Raw genomic sequence first — 14,369 nt, 5'->3', positions numbered from 1 at the left:
GCGGCGCGCGTGATGCGAGCGGAGCCCCCGGGCCGAGCCGCCATCGCCTGGAGGCTTGACCGTCCGGGCCCCAGATTGTATAACTAATTGGTTTTTATACCAAGGAGTTATGCAATGACCCCGTCCGAGCGCCTCGACGCAACGTTCGCTGCGCTCGCCGATCCGACACGGCGAGCGATCCTCGCGCGCCTCGCGTCCGGCGAGGCGTCGGTGACCGAGCTGGCGAAGCCGTTCGCGATGAGCCAGCCCGCGATCTCCAAGCACCTCAAGGTGCTGGAGCGCGCGGGCCTGATCTCGCGCGGCCGCGACGCGCAGCGGAGGCCTTGTCGGATCGAGGCCAAGCCGCTCGAGGACGCCAGCGGCTGGCTCGACAACTACCGCCGCTTCTGGGAGGGCAGCTACGAGCGCCTCGACGACCTGCTGGAGGAGCTGAAGGAACGGGAGAGCAAGGGGGAGCGCCCGAAGCGCTAGGGCAGAGGGGGGACGACCCCGCGTCGTGCTCAGGCGCGCGCCGGGCTCTCCTGGCCGCGGCACCTCGCGCGCGCGCGCTCGAGCGCCGGCCGTGCGGCCATCCGCTCCTGGTAGGCGGCGAGCTCGTCGGGCAGCGCCTTGCCGAGCGCGCCGCGAACGATTCCGATCGCGGTGCTCACCGAGATGTCGGCGAGCGTGAGGCGCTCCCCGGCGAGGAACGGCCTGTCGCCGAGCAGGTCGGCCGCGAAGCGCAGGGCCCGCGCGACGTTCGCCTCGTGCGCGACGACCGACCAGTTGCGCTTGTCCGCCTCCGGCGCGCCGAAATGCGCCGTCAGCAGGGCGTTGACGCCCGCCCCGATCGCAGCCTCGCCGAACACGGTCATCTGCAGCACGCGCGCGAGCGCCGGATCGTCCTTGTCGGGCAAGAGGGGCGTGGGCCCGTATTTCTGCGCCAGGTAAAGCATCATCGCGACGGACTCGTGGATCGCCACGCCGCCCTCGTCCTCGAGGAACGGCACGTTGCCGAGCGGATGCAGCGCGCGATAGGCCTCGCTCGGCGGATACGACACCATCTCGACCTCGTAGGGCAAACCCATCTCCTCGCACTGCCACATCACCCGCAGGCCGCGGGCCCCGCGCGCGAAGTTGTAGACCTTGATCATCGGCGGCCTCCTGGATCGCGACTCAGGGATTCGAGGGGCGGGCTGGCCGTGGTTCGGCCCGGGGCATGGAGGCGGGGAGGCGGGGAGACCGGACGATGATCTCCCCACCTCCCCGCCCTCACGGGGCTCTTCCAGGCGGCGCGCCCGCGCCTTGCCGGCTACGGCTGGATCGCCTTGGGATCCATCCACATGACCTCCCAGTGGTGGCCATCCAGATCGTAGAAGCTCCACCCGTACATGAAGCCGTGATCCTGCGGATCCATCGCGTGCGACCCGCCCGCCGCGACCGCCTTCTTCACCAGGTCGTCGACCTCGGCCCGGCTGCTGCACGAGAGCGCGAAGAGCCCTTCCGTGTGCGTGCTCGTGCTGCAGATCTCCTTCTTCATGAACGTCTTGAAGAACGACTCCACGAGGAGCATGACATAGGCCTCCTCGCTGACGACCATGCAGGCGGCCTTCTCGTCCGTGAACTGCGGGTTGAACTCGAACCCGAGCTTGCTGAAGAACTCCATCGATCGCTTCAGGTCGCGGACGGACAGGTTGACGAAGAGCTTGCGGGGGTTCTTTGTGGTCATGGCTCGCTTCTCCTTTTACCGTGATGGACTCTCGTGAAACGTGAAGCTCATCGGCCCTGCGACGACGGGCTCGCGGTCAGCGCGCGCACGCGGCGGTCGCGCAGCCAGAGCCCCGCCCAGAGGAACGCGGCGACGTAGATGGGGAAGAGCGTGTGGCTGAAGAGCGGGTTCTCGACCCGCACGTGGATCGCGATCGCGCCGCCCAGGTAGCCGGTCCACAGGATCGCGCCGAGCACCGCGGTGCGCGGGATCAGGTAGGCCACGAGGCAAGCGATCTGGAGGTAGCCGAGGGTGGGGACGAGGTGCGCCGGGAACCCGAGCTCGGCGGTCGACGCCTCCGCGGGGAACAGCTTCAGCACCTTCACCGCGGCGTCGAACGTCAGGAACAGCGTGGCCAGCCCGCTCAGGACGCGGCCCGCCCACACGGCTCGCCTGGACGGCGCCGCGTCGGGCGCCGCCGCGCGGGCCGGCGCCTTGGCCTGGGGCCGGGTCACGAGATCCTGGTCACGATGATCGATGCTGGCGATGGTGACGGTCATGGGTGCCTCCGTGTTGGATTCACCCCCGTAGACCCCCGGCCCCGTCAGGACTCATCGGTCGCTCAGAAAAAAATCGTCGCCCCGTCGCTGGCCGGGCGCCCGTGGCCAGGCCGGGAGGGCGCCGCGGTTAGGCAGGCAGGGCGCCCGCGGCTACGCCGGTAGATCGAGCGGCAGGCCGAACCGCGGGAAGAGCGTCTCGGTGTCGAGGAAGGACGTCATGCTGACGATGCGGTCCCCCGCGACGTCGAGGACGATGAGCGCCCAGGCCCGGTGGCCGCCCTCCGGCGCCGGGCGATACTGCGCGAACGCGGGCGAGCCGCTCGCCGCCGTCGGTATCAGCCGCGACCCGCGGCAGCCCGCTCCCGGGCCGAGGAACCAGGCGCGGATCGGCTCGTGGCCGCGGAGCCAGAGGGTGTAGGGCGGCATCGACAGCGTCGCGTCCTGGTGCAGCAGCGCCGTGAGCGCGTCGACGTCGTACCGCTCGAAGGCGGTGACGTAGCGGTCGAGCAGGGCGGACTGTGGCTCCGGCAGCGAGGGGCGCGCGTCGCCGAGATCGCGGCTCGCGAGCGTCGCCCGCGCGCGCTGGAGCGCGCTGTTGATCGCGGCGACCGAGGTGTTGAGGCTGTCGGCGACCTCCGCGGCGGACCAGCCGAGCACCTCCGTGAGCAGCAGCGCGGCGCGCTGCTTCGGCGGCAGGTGCTGGAGCGCCGCGACGAACGCGAGGCGGATGCTCTGGCGGAGCATCGCCCGCTCCGCGGCGTCGATGTCCGCCGGCAGGGCGTGCGCATCGGGGACGGGCTCCAGCCAGTGGGTGCGCGGGCGCGTCTCGAGCGCGTCGTCCACCGTGCCGACCGGGCCTTCCTCGATGGGGCGCGCCCGGCGCGCGCGGTCGGCCCGCAGGTCGATGCAGACGTTCGTCGCGATGCGGTACAGCCAGGTGCGCAGCGACGAGCGCCCGTCGAACTTATCGAGGCTCCGCCAGGCGCGCACCATCGTCTCCTGGACGGCGTCGTCGGCGTCGACCACCGAACCCAGCATCCGGTAGCAGTGTCCGGTGAGCGCCGCGCGGTGTTCTTCGAGTTGAGCTACACTCTCCGACATCGGCCGGACCGTATCATCGGCTCTCCGGCGGGTCCACGGTCAACCGCGCTCGGCGCGGAGCATTCGTGTCTCGGGTGTGGGCCAAAGGACGCTCTCGAGCCAGCCCCGGAACACCCTCGCTGCGTGCAACCGCGCTGGATCGCCGGAGCCCGCAGGCGAACGCGACGACGGCGCTCCAAAAAGCGACGGAAGATGGCAATCGCTGCCTCGTCGAGGGAATGATGGTTCCGGCGTCTCGCGGTTTCGGCGATCCTGCGATCGATGAGCATCGACCGCGCCGTGCTGGAGCAGCTCGATCGGGTCGGCGGCCGCCTGGCGGAGGGCAAGGCCCTCAAGCTGCTCGAGGACATCGCCTGGCCGCGTGAGGTGGAGGAGCGCTTCTTCGCCGCCGGCGAGGACCGCCTCCCCGAGGTCGAGTACCGCGTCGATCGCGACGGGCTCGCGCGGCGCGTCGCCGAGCTGCGCGAGCTCCTCGCCTCCATCGACGGGGACGCGCCGGCGCTCGACTGGCTGCGGGACAACGTCCGCGCGCAGATCCAGGCCGCGGAGCTGCTCGAGGCCGCGGGCACCGCCGCGTTCTCCGCGCGGTCGCAGGAGCTCTACGGCGGCGCGCGCTCGCGGTTCTTCGGCGGCTCGCTCAGGAACATCGACCTCGCCGAGCACCTCACCGAGCGCCTGCGCGTCCACGGCTGGGACGAGGCCAGCGATCCCGAGGAGGAGCCGCTCGACGCCGGCGCGCTCCGGGACATGCTCGCCGCCCGCGTGGCCGGCCGGGCGCCGCGGCTCGACATCGAGATCACCGTCGACCCGCGCGTCACGGCCAAGGTGGTCGCCGGCATGAGCCGGGTCCGCATCCGGCCGGAGGCGACCTTCGCGGCCTGGGAGGCCGAGGGGCTGTGGCACCACGAGGTCGAGACGCACGCGCTCACCGCGCACAACGGCGCGGCGCAGCCGCGGTGCGCGTTCCTGCGCTCGGGCGGCCCCCGCACCACGCGCACGCAGGAGGGGCTCGCCATCTTCGCCGAGCTCTACAGCCGCTCGCTCTCCATCGGCCGCCTCACCCGGCTCGCCGAGCGGGTGCGGCTCGTGGACATGGCCGAGCAGGGCGCGAGCTTCCTCGACCTGTACCGGCACCTGCGCGAGCGCGGCGCCGAGCGCCGCGACGCCTACTTCGACGCCCAGCGCGTGTGCCGCGGCGGGCTCGTCGAGGGCGGCGCGCCGTTCACCAAGGACGCCTGCTACCTGGCCGGGCTGCTCGAGGTCTACGCCTTCCTGGCCGCGGTCCTTCGCGGCGGGCTGCGCGACGAGGTGGAGCTGCTCGTGTGCGGCCGGATCGCGCTCGACGACATCGCGGTGCTGGCGGAGCTGCGCGCCGCCGGCGTGCTGGAGCGGCCGCGCTACCTCCCGGGCTGGCTGCGCGCCTGGCAGACGCTGTTGCCGTACTTCGCGTTCACGTCGTTCATGGACGGCATCGACCTCGGCCCGGTGGAGCGGCACTTCCAGGAGCTGCTCCGCGTGGCCGCCGACGCGCGGCCGGCCGGGGAGGGGAAGCGGCGCCGCGGCCGGCCGCGCGAGGGGTGAGCGGCGAGCCGCCGCGCGGGCCGCCGGCGCGCCTGTTTCCTGCGGAGCGGAGGTCTCGTGCTCTCGGACTCCCGCGCCTTGACCCGGCCCTGTCGAGGGGCGACGCTGCGCGCATGGAGCAGGTCCACCTCCGCTTCGCGCGCCCGCGCGCGGCCGCGGCGCGCCGTCGTGTCGTCGCGTGGGCGCTGGGCCTGGCTGCCGCGGCGCCCGCGCTCTCCGTGGCCGCGGAGCCGCCCGCGCCTCCCGCGGCGTCCGCGCCCTCCGTGGCCGCGGAGCCGCCCGCGCCTCCCGCGGCGTCCGCGCCCTCCGTGGCCGCTGAGCCGCCCGCGCCGCCCGCGGCGTCCGCGCCTTCCGTGGCCGCGGAGCCGCCCGCGCCTCCCGCCTCGACCCCGGCGCCCCCTGCCGCGCCGGCCGTGGCGGGGGTCCCGCCCGGGGCCACGTGGGAAGCGACCGCCGCCGCGCACGAGGCGCGCATCGCGGCGCTGGAGGGCCAGGCCCGCCGCGTCCACGAGATCGGCTCCGCGGACGAGCGGCGCGCCGAGCAGCGCCGGATCGAGCTGGAGCTCGCTGCGGCGAGGGCGGCGTTCCGCGACTTCGAGGAGCGGACGACGGAGTGGAACAGCCCGGTCATGGTGGTCTCGGGGCTCGTCCTCACGACCCTGGGCGGCGCCGCCATCCTCAGCGGCGCCGTGCTGGTCTTCGCGAGCCACGACGACAGCAGCGCCGCGCGCACCGAGGCGTCCAACGTGGCGATCGCCACCGCGCTCGGCGGCGTGGCCGGGGTCGCCGTCGGCTTGCCGCTCTACGTGTTCGGCAAGCGGCGGGTGCGGCGAGACGACGCGCCGAGCGCGCCCGCCGTCGCGCGGCTCCTCGTGGGTCCGGGCGCCGTGGCCGCGTCGCCCGGCGCAGGCCCCCTGAGCGCGGGGCTGCGCGTCGCGTTCTGAGCGCCGGGCGCGCTCACCACCCGCCGAGGCGCTCCCACACCGCCTCGATCGCCGTCCCACCGGCCACGACATGGTACCGCGCGTGCTGCGCGGCGGTCGCGCAGGCGTGGTTGGGCAGAATCCGCAGCGGCGTGCCATGCCGTCGAGGTTGCGGTCGAGGCGCGCGCGACGGAGCACGAGCGCCGGTATCTCCAGCTCAGCGATATCCATCGTCGATGTCCGCGGCGCGGGGCCGCGAGCCTCGCAGCAGGACAGCCCTCCTCCACAAAAAGTGCTGGGCAAGATCGAGGTCGAGTGCTAGTGTCCCTCTCGACGCGTAGCCCGCGTCCACCATGCGCATCTCTCGCTGAAACCACCGCTCCGTTGCGCGGACCCTCAGGGGCCTACTCAGGGTAGTAGCTACTCGGCGTAGGAAGAGATGAACGCCTGTTGCCCAGGTAGGCACGGCGTCCCACCCTGTGTTGTCGCGCATGAGCAGCCACGACAGCGGCCCGCGGTTCCCCGCGCGAGCTCGTGTCGTGTGCGCGCTGGGACGGAGCGGGGGCGACGAGCGGACGAGCCCGAGGCGCTGGAGGTCGATGGCCGGGAGATTCGTGATCTCCTGGCGATCGTCCCGCGCTCGCTGGCCGCGCGCTCGAAGCACCGAGCCGTCGTGGCGCGACGGGCCGAATCGTCATCTCTCCTGACGTCGAGACGCTGAGTCGTCTCGACGGGGAGCGTGCGGCGAGGCGGACCGTCCCGTCCCGACGAACGGCGGAGTTGCGTCGAGAGAGCGCCGGTCGAGCGAGCAGGGAGAGGCCCAGAGAGCCAGCGTCCCTCGCGGGTTCGATCCGTCCTGAGTCCGGGGTCGCACGATGAATGGAGGGTGTATGAGAGCCGGTTCTTCGAAGGTTTCTTTCGGCCTGGGTGCTCTTCCCGATGTGTTGATGACCGATTCCATGGAGGATTCTATGCAGCGACGCGCGCATCTCCCCGTCTCCGATCTCGCGCTGGGCTCGGCCAAGTCGCCCGACCAGCGCCCGGCTCAGCGAGGGCAGCTCCCCGCGCAGAAGCCCGCGCACCGGGATCCCCGCCCGCCGCGCGCGCTCCCCAACCTGGATCGCTCCCGGCCGGCGGTGAACATCCCGCAGCGCCGCCGCATGGGCGTGCGGTAGAGCCCGCGACGGCTCCCCGCCGGAGCGCGGGCCCGGGCGGCGGCCCGGCCCCGCGCTCCGGCGGCGCGGGGGGCGGAAGCCCGTGATTCCCGCGATTGCGCGCCCTCCGGCGGCGCCATCCCCGCTGCGATCGCGATTGGGCCGGGGCGCAGGCTGCGGTAAGACCTCGCCACCCGCGCGGCCTCGCAGCCGAGCCCCGCCGGGGCCCGACCATGATCCACGCCGAACCGTTCGAAGCCCGCCTCGTCGCCGCCCGGCCCCTCAGCCCTTTCGTGCGCGAGCTCTCGTTCGAGCGCGCCGACGGGAGGTCGTTTCTGTTCGAGGCGGGCCAGTGGGTCAACCTCGTCCTCCCGCTCCCGGGCGGCGAGGTGAAGCGCGCCTACTCCATCGCATCCGCGCCCGACGGCTCGCCCCGCTTCGATCTCGCGGTCACGCTCGTGCAGGGCGGGGCGGGCTCGGAGCACCTGCACCGGCTCGAGCCCGGCGCCACGCTCCGCGCCATCGGCCCGCACGGGCTCTTCACCCGCGATCCCGGGGATTCCGCGCCCTCCTTGTTCGTCGCGACCGGCACCGGCATCACGCCGCTCCGGAGCATGCTGCGCGCCTCCCTGCGCGCGGGGCTTGCCGCGCCCCACCTGTGGATCCTGTTCGGCGCGCGCTTCGAGGAGGACGTCATCTACCGCGACGAGCTCGAGGCGCTCGCGCGCGGATCCGACCGGATCCACTACGAGATCACGCTCTCGCGCGGCGGCCCGTCGTGGGCCGGCCGCCGCGGCTACGTGCAGGCGCACGTGCCCGAGCTCTACCGGGAGCTCGCGGAGAAGAGCGGCGATCCGGCGCCGCACGTCTTCATCTGCGGCCTCGATCGGATGGTCTCGTCCGTCCGCGAGCTCGCCCGCGGCGAGCTCGCCGTCCCCCGCAAGCACGTCCACGTCGAGCGCTACGACTGAGCCCCCGGCCTCGCCGCGATCGAGGCGCCCGCCTCTCCGCGATCTCCGCGGCGGCGCCGCCGGCGTCCTCCACGACCCGGGCGCCGGCCTCTCCTCGCAACGGCGCGCGCGCGCCGGCGGAGCCGCCGGGCTCTGGCGGATGCGCGGATGCGATCGCGGATCGCCGCCGCGCGGGCGCGGCGCGCCTTGAGCGGCACCCGGGGGACGACGTAGGATGCCGGCCCCGCGGGAGGTTCCTGCGGGGTCTGTTCTGCAGGTGACCACGTGACGATCAAGAAGACGTTCCGCTCCATCGATCCCGCGACGCTCCCGAAGCACTTCGACTCGCCCGTCGCCGAGCTGCGCCTGGCCGACGTGTGGGAGGCCGACGGGACGTACCGATACGACCCGTCGCGCCCCCGCGAGGAGACCTTCGTCGTCGACACCCCGCCGCCGACCGCCTCGGGCTCGCTGCACATCGGCCACGTCTTCAGCTACACGCACACGGACGTCGTCGTCCGCCAGCGCCGGATGCGCGGCTTCAACATCTTCTACCCGATGGGCTGGGACGACAACGGCCTGCCCACCGAGCGGCGCGTGCAGAACTACTTCCACGTCCGCACGGACGTGCGCACGCCGTACGAGCGCGGCCTGACCTTGCCGCAGGCCTCGCCGGAGACGATCAAGAAGGAGCCGCCGCGCATCGTGTCGCGGCCCAACTTCATCGAGCTCTGCCACAAGGTCACGCGCGAGGACGAGCAGGTCTTCAAGGCGCTCTTCCGCCGGGTGGGCCTCTCGGTGGACTGGCGGAACGAGTACACCACCATCGATGATCACTGCCGCAGGACGGCGCAGCTGTCGTTCCTGGATCTCCACGAGAAGGGCCACCTCTACTCGGTCTTCGCGCCGACGATGTGGGACGTCGATTTCCAGACCGCGGTCGCCCAGGCGGAGGTCGAGGATCGCCCGCAATCGGGCGCGTTCCACGACATCGCGTTCGCGGTGGAGGGGACGGCCGAGGAGCTCGTCATCGCCACGACGCGCCCGGAGCTGCTCGCGGCCTGCGTCGGCGTCACGGCGCACCCGGAGGACCCGCGGTATCAGCACCTCTTCGGCAAGACGGCGCTCACCCCGATCTTCCGCGCGCCGGTGCCGATCTTCCCGAGCCCGCTCGTGGATCGCGAGAAGGGCACGGGCATCCTGATGGTCTGTACCTTCGGCGACGCGACCGACGTGATCTGGTGGCGGGAGCAGAAGCTCCCGCTCCGGCAGATGCTCGGCAAGAACGGCCGTGTCCTGCCGGTGACGTTCGGCGAGGGCGCGTGGGAGAGCCGCGACCCGGCCGCGGCCAACGCCGCGTATGCGCCGCTCCAGGGCAGGGGGGTGAAGCAGGCGCGCGCGGCGGTGGTCGAGCTGCTCCGCCGCGAGGAGCACGCGGCGGCGCCCGGCCGGGGGCCGGCGCTGCGGGGCGAGCCGAGGCCGATCGAGCGCGCGGTGAAGTTCTACGAGCGGGGCGACCAGCCGCTCGAGTTCGTGCCCACGCGGCAGTGGTTCGTCCGGCTCGCCGACAAGAAGGCCGAGCTCCTCGAATACGGCGACAAGATCAAGTGGCACCCGGATTTCATGCGCCTCCGGTACCGCAACTGGACCGAGGGGCTCCAGGGCGACTGGTGCATCAGCCGCCAGCGGTATTTCGGCGTGCAGTTCCCGGTCTGGTATCCGCTCGACGCCGAGGGCAACCCGGATCACGGCCGGCCGCTGCTCGCGACGCGCGAGATGCTCCCGGTCGACCCGACGGTCGACGTGCCGCCCGGGTACGAGGCGTCGCAGCGGGACCAGCCCGGCGGCTTCACCGCCGAGTCCGACGTCTTCGACACGTGGTTCACGAGCTCGCTCACGCCGCAGATCAGCTCTCACTGGGGGGACGACCCGGCGCGCCACGCGCGGCTCTTCCCGGCCGATCTGCGGCCGCAGGCCCACGACATCATCAGGACGTGGGCGTTCTACACGATCGCGAAGGCGATGCTGCACGAGTCGTCGGTCCCGTGGCACCACGTCGCGATCTCCGGGTGGATCCTCGATCCGGATCGCAAGAAGATGTCGAAGAGCAAGGGCAACGTCGTCACGCCGATGCACCTGCTCGACACGTATTCTTCGGACGCCGTCCGCTACTGGTCGGCGAGCGCGCGGCTCGGCACGGACACGGCGTTCGACGAGAAGGTGCTGAAGATCGGCAAGCGGCTCGTCACGAAGATCTGGAATGCGAGCAAGTACGTGCTCAGCCAGTCGGCGGAGGTCCACCCGATCTCCGAGGAGCTCGACCGGGCGCTCTTGCACAAGCTGTCGGCGGTGGTGGAGGACGCGACGCGCTCGTTCGACGAGCACGAGTTCGCGGCGGCGCTCGAGCGGACCGAGGATTTCTTCTGGCGCTGGTTCACCGACGCCTACCTGGAGCTCGCGAAGGCGCGGGCGCGCGGCGAGGGCGGCGCCGGTGAGGCGGCGCGCGGCTCGGCGGTGGCGGCGCTGCGGCTCGGGCTGTCGGTGCTGCTGCGGCTGTTCGCGCCGGTCCTGCCGTACATCACCGACGAGGTCTGGCGCTGGGTGTACGCGGAGGAGACGGGCGAGGCCTCGATCCACCGGGCGAAGTGGCCTTCGGCGGCGGATTTCGCGGAGGTCGCGGCGCCTTCGGACCCGGGGCTCCTGGATCTGGCGGCGGCGGCGATGGCGGCGGTCAACAAGCGCAAGAGCGAGCTCGGCGCGAGCGTGGGGCGCGTCGTGACCGACCTCGCGCTCGGGGCGAACGCCGCGACGCTGGCGCGGCTGAAGCCGGCGCTGGGGGACGTGCTCGCGGCGGTGCGCGCGGGCGCGCACGAGCTCGTGGAGCGGCCGGAGCTCGCGGATGGCGAGGTCGAGGTCGTGCGCTGCGAGCTGGAGCCGGCGGGGGCGGCGGCCGGGGCGGGGGCGGCGGCCTCGGAGGAGTAGAGAGCCTGTCCGAGGTGGCCCGGCCCTCGTGGAGGGAGCTCGCCGCGCGGGGCGGGCACGGGCTGAACTCGCCTGAGACGTCCTGTGCCCGTCGCGCTGCGCGCGCCGGACACAGGACGTAAAATGGGCTCAGACACCAGCCCATGCCCGCACCGCGCGGCGAGCTCCCTCCACGAGGGCCTACGGGTCGGATCGCGGGGGAGGAGCTTCCGCGAGCCGAGCGCGGGACGGTCAGCGCGCTCTGGCGGCGGCGTCCGCTCACCGCCCGCGTCAGGGCACAGCTGTCGGCCATCCGGACATGGGGGCGGCCATCCGGACATGGGGGGCGGTCATCTGGACATCCCCGGCGGCCATCTGGACATCCCCGGCGGCCATCTGGACATCCCCGGCGGCCATCTGGACATGCCAGGCGCCCATCAGGACACCTCGCGCGCTCCTCTGCGCGTAATTCAATGCAACTCAGCTCGTGCCGCGCGCGTCCTCTGAACCAGCGGGGCATCGCGGAGGTGAGCCTAAGGGCGGCAGCGCCGGGTGGCCAGCGCGGCGATGTCGGCTGCGTGCGCCCGGTGGCGGCATACCGAGGCGTGGACCGATCCGGCGGCCGTGGATCCCGAGCGCGAGGCGGTCACGCTCGGGCTCGCGTTCAACCGGGCGCAGGGCCGCACCTACGCGCAGCGGCCCGAGGCTCGCGCGGAGTACATTGGAACCGTCATGCGCGCAGCGGATGTGATCGAGGATCGTTTCGAGATCGAGCGGCTCGCCGGCTCCGGCGGGATGGGGGACGTGTACCGGGCGCGCGACCGGGTGTCCGGGCAGGCGGTCGCGCTCAAGGTCTTGCAGGGCGCGAGCGCCAACGACCTGCGCCGGTTCGCGCGGGAGGCGGAGGCGCTCGTGACGCTCCGGCTGCCGGGCGTGGTGCAGTACGTCGCGCACGGGGTGACCGGCGCAGGGCAGCCGTACCTGGCCATGGAGTGGCTCGACGGCGTGACCCTGGAGGAGCGGCTCGCCGGAATGCCGCTCACGCTCGCCGAGAGCGTGGCGCTGGCCGCGCGCGTGGCCACGACGCTCGGCGCGATCCACCGGCTCGGCGTCGTCCACCGCGACCTGAAGCCGAGCAACCTGATGCTCGTGGGCGGCGCGGTCGAGCGCGTCACGCTGCTCGACTTCGGCATCGCGCGCCACCTCCGGCTCGCGCCGACCCTCACGTCGCCCGGGGCCGTGCTCGGCACGCCCGGGTACATGGCGCCCGAGCAGGTGCGCGGCGACGCGCCGGTCGACGCCCGGACCGACGTGTTCGCGCTCGGGTGCGTGCTGTTCCAGTGCCTCGCGGGGCGCCCGCCGTTCCTCGGCAACAGCGCGCTCGCGCTCCTGATGCGGGTCGTCCTGGAAGAGCCGCCGCGGCTCGGGGAGCTGTGCGGCGACATCCCGGAGCCGCTCGAGCGCCTGGTAGCGCGGCTGCTGGCGAAGAACGCGGGGGAGCGACCGCGCGACGGCGCCGCCGCCGCCGCGGAGCTCGCGGCGGTGGCCGGCGAGGGGCTCTCGATCGGAGCGAGCGCGGTCGCGGCGCCGGCCGCGCCGGGCGAGGCGATCACGACGGCCGAGCGCAAGGTCATGTGCGTCATCCTGGCCGAAGACGGCAGCGCCGAGACCGACGCCGCGCTCTCGGAGGACGACGGCGCCGCGCGGGCCGAGGCGCTGCGGGACATCGCGGCGCGCCACGGCGGGCGCCTCGATTGGCTGCAAGCGCGCTGGTGGCTCGTCGCGCTGTCCGGCACCGAGTCGCCCACGGATCTCGCCACACGGGCGGCCCACTGCGCGCTTGCGCTGCGGGCGGCGCTCGGAGGCGTGCCCGTGTCCGTCGCGACAGGGCTGGCCGAGGTCGAGGGGAGGCTGCCGGTCGGCGAGCTGATCGATCGGGTCGCGCAGCTCATCGCCGGGCGCGATGGCCGGTCGCCGCCGGAGATCCGGCTCGACGACGCGACGGCCAGCCTGCTCGCGAGCCGCTTCGAGACGGTGCAGGGGCCCGGAGGGTGCTTGCTTCGCGGCCCGAAGGAGGAACCGGATGCCGTGCCCCGGCTCCTCGGCAAGCCGACGCCCTGCGTGGGGCGGGAGCGCGAGCTCTCGCAGCTCGCGACCGAGTGGCGCCATTGCGTCGACGAGCCCTCCGCGAACGCGGTGGTCGTCGTGGGCGCTCCTGGCCTCGGCAAGTCGCGCCTGGCCTGGGAGTTTCTCCGCGCCGTCGAGGAGCGGGGCGAGGCCGCCGAGGTCTGGATCGGCCGGGCCGATCCCATGGCGGCCGGGTCGGCGTTCGGCCTGCTCGCCCGTGCGCTGCGCCGCGCCATGGGCATCCTCGACGGCGCGCCGCTGGAGGAGCGGCGGCGCAAGGTGCTCGCCCGGGTCGAGCGGCTCAGCAGCCTCGGAGGCAAGCGCGGGCACGTCGCGGCGTTCCTCGGCGAGCTCGTGGGGGCGACGTTCCCCGACGAGGGGGACGTGCAGCTCCGCGCCGCGCGGCAGAACCCGATGCTGATGGGCGACCGCCTCCGCGAGGCGTTCGAGGACTTCATGCGGGCCGAGTGCCAGCGGAAGCCGGTGCTGCTGGTGCTGGAGGATCTGCACTGGGGCGACCTGCCCACGGTGACCCTGGTCGACGCCGCGCTCCGGCACGCGAGGGATCTGCCCTTCTTCGTGCTGGCGCTCGCCCGTCCGGAGGTCGACGGGCTCTTCCCGTCGCTGTGGAGCGAGCGCAACGGGCTGCGGGTGCGGCTCGCGCCGCTGCCGCGGCGCGCCAGCGAGCGGCTCGTCCGGGAGGTGCTCGGCGAGGCCATCGACGCCGAGCAGGTGGAGGAGCTGCTCGCGCGCGCCGAGGGCAACGCCTTCGTGCTGGAGGAGCAGATCCGGGCGGTCGCCGAGGGCCGGAGCGCGGGCCTGCCCGAGACGGCGCTGGCGATGGTGCAGGCGCGGCTGGAGGCGCTGGACGTCGAGGAGCGGCGGGTGCTGCGCGCGGCGAGCGTGTTCGGCGAGACGTTCTGCAAAGGGGAAACTATTTGTAGACGCACAAATAATTACGAATGGTTCCGGCATGTTGGCCGCCGTGCCCGGCCGCTGCGCGGCAAGCGCGGGGAGGCCGGGGGAAGCTGTACGGGGCCATGCCTGGGGCACGCGCTCGGGGCTGTGGTCGTTCACCATCCGGCAGCTCGACAAGGAGGACGTCGGCGAGGCCGCCGTCGAGCACAGGGCGCCGGAGCCGATCGGCGCGGCTCCGCGGCGCGGGCGTCGGGCCGGGGGCCGCTCCACGCCTAAGTAGATTTGCAGAAAAAAATTGACAGTGCCCCGCGTAGCCAGAAGCGCCGTGAGAGTACGCCGGCCTTGCGCAAGACGGCGCGCCGAGGCAGGCGGCGCAGGTCGCAGGTAACGAAGGACGCGCGCGACCT

The 14,369-nt window shown here is 73.1% G+C and carries 11 protein-coding genes and 1 pseudogene; 7 read left to right on the top strand and 5 right to left on the bottom strand.

Annotated features, from left to right (window positions below):
* The first annotated feature begins 114 nt into the window (after nucleotides 1-114).
* On the top strand, nucleotides 115-471 hold the full coding sequence (locus WMF20_RS30625) for an ArsR/SmtB family transcription factor (protein WP_437605422.1): 357 nt from the start codon (nucleotides 115-117) through the stop codon (nucleotides 469-471).
* Between the two features lie 29 nt (nucleotides 472-500).
* Here WMF20_RS30625 and WMF20_RS30620 read toward each other — a convergent pair whose 3' ends face one another.
* From WMF20_RS30620 to WMF20_RS30605, 4 genes are all read right to left on the bottom strand, one after another.
* On the bottom strand, nucleotides 501-1,133 hold the full coding sequence (locus tag WMF20_RS30620; RefSeq protein WP_437605421.1) for a glutathione S-transferase family protein: 633 nt from the start codon (nucleotides 1,131-1,133) through the stop codon (nucleotides 501-503).
* A 158-nt stretch (nucleotides 1,134-1,291) separates the two neighbouring features.
* Entirely contained in the window at nucleotides 1,292-1,708 is a 417-nt protein-coding gene (locus tag WMF20_RS30615) for a VOC family protein (protein ID WP_437605420.1), read from the bottom strand.
* 47 nt (nucleotides 1,709-1,755) lie between these two features.
* Nucleotides 1,756-2,247: a DoxX family protein gene (locus WMF20_RS30610; RefSeq protein ID WP_437605419.1), complete on the bottom strand. Its 492-nt coding sequence runs from the start codon at nucleotides 2,245-2,247 to the stop codon at nucleotides 1,756-1,758.
* 150 nt (nucleotides 2,248-2,397) lie between these two features.
* The gene (locus WMF20_RS30605) at nucleotides 2,398-3,348 is read right to left on the bottom strand and encodes a sigma-70 family RNA polymerase sigma factor (protein WP_437605418.1); all 951 of its coding nucleotides are present in this window, start codon (nucleotides 3,346-3,348) and stop codon (nucleotides 2,398-2,400) included.
* Between the two features lie 261 nt (nucleotides 3,349-3,609).
* Here WMF20_RS30605 and WMF20_RS30600 point away from each other — a divergent pair, with 261 nt between their 5' ends.
* Nucleotides 3,610-4,929 carry a flavohemoglobin expression-modulating QEGLA motif protein gene (locus tag WMF20_RS30600; RefSeq protein WP_437605417.1) on the top strand — a complete coding sequence of 440 codons (1,320 nt, stop codon included), beginning with the start codon at nucleotides 3,610-3,612 and terminating at the stop codon, nucleotides 4,927-4,929.
* A gap of 113 nt (nucleotides 4,930-5,042) precedes the next feature.
* Nucleotides 5,043-5,873: a hypothetical protein gene (locus WMF20_RS30595; protein ID WP_437605416.1), complete on the top strand. Its 831-nt coding sequence runs from the start codon at nucleotides 5,043-5,045 to the stop codon at nucleotides 5,871-5,873.
* 13 nt (nucleotides 5,874-5,886) lie between these two features.
* Here WMF20_RS30595 and WMF20_RS30590 read toward each other — a convergent pair.
* Nucleotides 5,887-6,060, bottom strand: a pseudogene (locus WMF20_RS30590) (DSD1 family PLP-dependent enzyme); the annotation flags it as partial.
* 763 nt (nucleotides 6,061-6,823) lie between these two features.
* Between WMF20_RS30590 and WMF20_RS30585 the strand changes: the two are divergent.
* From WMF20_RS30585 to WMF20_RS30570, 4 genes are all read left to right on the top strand, one after another.
* Nucleotides 6,824-7,027: a hypothetical protein gene (locus tag WMF20_RS30585; RefSeq protein WP_129577707.1), complete on the top strand. Its 204-nt coding sequence runs from the start codon at nucleotides 6,824-6,826 to the stop codon at nucleotides 7,025-7,027.
* A gap of 212 nt (nucleotides 7,028-7,239) precedes the next feature.
* Nucleotides 7,240-7,977: a ferredoxin--NADP reductase gene (locus WMF20_RS30580; RefSeq protein ID WP_437605415.1), complete on the top strand. Its 738-nt coding sequence runs from the start codon at nucleotides 7,240-7,242 to the stop codon at nucleotides 7,975-7,977.
* A 264-nt stretch (nucleotides 7,978-8,241) separates the two neighbouring features.
* Nucleotides 8,242-10,938: a valine--tRNA ligase gene (gene valS, locus WMF20_RS30575; RefSeq protein WP_437605414.1), complete on the top strand. Its 2,697-nt coding sequence runs from the start codon at nucleotides 8,242-8,244 to the stop codon at nucleotides 10,936-10,938.
* A gap of 603 nt (nucleotides 10,939-11,541) precedes the next feature.
* Nucleotides 11,542-14,238, top strand: coding sequence for a protein kinase domain-containing protein (locus WMF20_RS30570; protein ID WP_437605413.1), 2,697 nt, complete (start codon nucleotides 11,542-11,544; stop codon nucleotides 14,236-14,238).
* Nucleotides 14,239-14,369 lie beyond the last annotated feature (131 nt).

The organism is Sorangium sp. So ce834, assembly GCF_051521425.1.
In the GTDB taxonomy this organism is placed as follows: domain Bacteria; phylum Myxococcota_A; class Polyangia; order Polyangiales; family Polyangiaceae; genus Sorangium; species Sorangium cellulosum_D.
This window is presented reverse-complemented; position numbering and strand designations above follow the sequence as displayed.

Excerpts from the sequence above, each read along its gene's own strand:
- WMF20_RS30625 (WP_437605422.1), top strand. The coding sequence starts at position 115 with ATGACCCCGTCCGAGCGCCTCGACGCAACGTTCGCTGCGCTCGCCGAT.
- WMF20_RS30620 (WP_437605421.1), bottom strand. The coding sequence starts at position 1,133 with ATGATCAAGGTCTACAACTTCGCGCGCGGGGCCCGCGGCCTGCGGGTG.
- WMF20_RS30615 (WP_437605420.1), bottom strand. The coding sequence starts at position 1,708 with ATGACCACAAAGAACCCCCGCAAGCTCTTCGTCAACCTGTCCGTCCGC.
- WMF20_RS30610 (WP_437605419.1), bottom strand. The coding sequence starts at position 2,247 with ATGACCGTCACCATCGCCAGCATCGATCATCGTGACCAGGATCTCGTG.
- WMF20_RS30605 (WP_437605418.1), bottom strand. The coding sequence starts at position 3,348 with ATGTCGGAGAGTGTAGCTCAACTCGAAGAACACCGCGCGGCGCTCACC.
- WMF20_RS30600 (WP_437605417.1), top strand. The coding sequence starts at position 3,610 with ATGAGCATCGACCGCGCCGTGCTGGAGCAGCTCGATCGGGTCGGCGGC.
- WMF20_RS30595 (WP_437605416.1), top strand. The coding sequence starts at position 5,043 with ATGGAGCAGGTCCACCTCCGCTTCGCGCGCCCGCGCGCGGCCGCGGCG.
- WMF20_RS30585 (WP_129577707.1), top strand. The coding sequence starts at position 6,824 with ATGCAGCGACGCGCGCATCTCCCCGTCTCCGATCTCGCGCTGGGCTCG.
- WMF20_RS30580 (WP_437605415.1), top strand. The coding sequence starts at position 7,240 with ATGATCCACGCCGAACCGTTCGAAGCCCGCCTCGTCGCCGCCCGGCCC.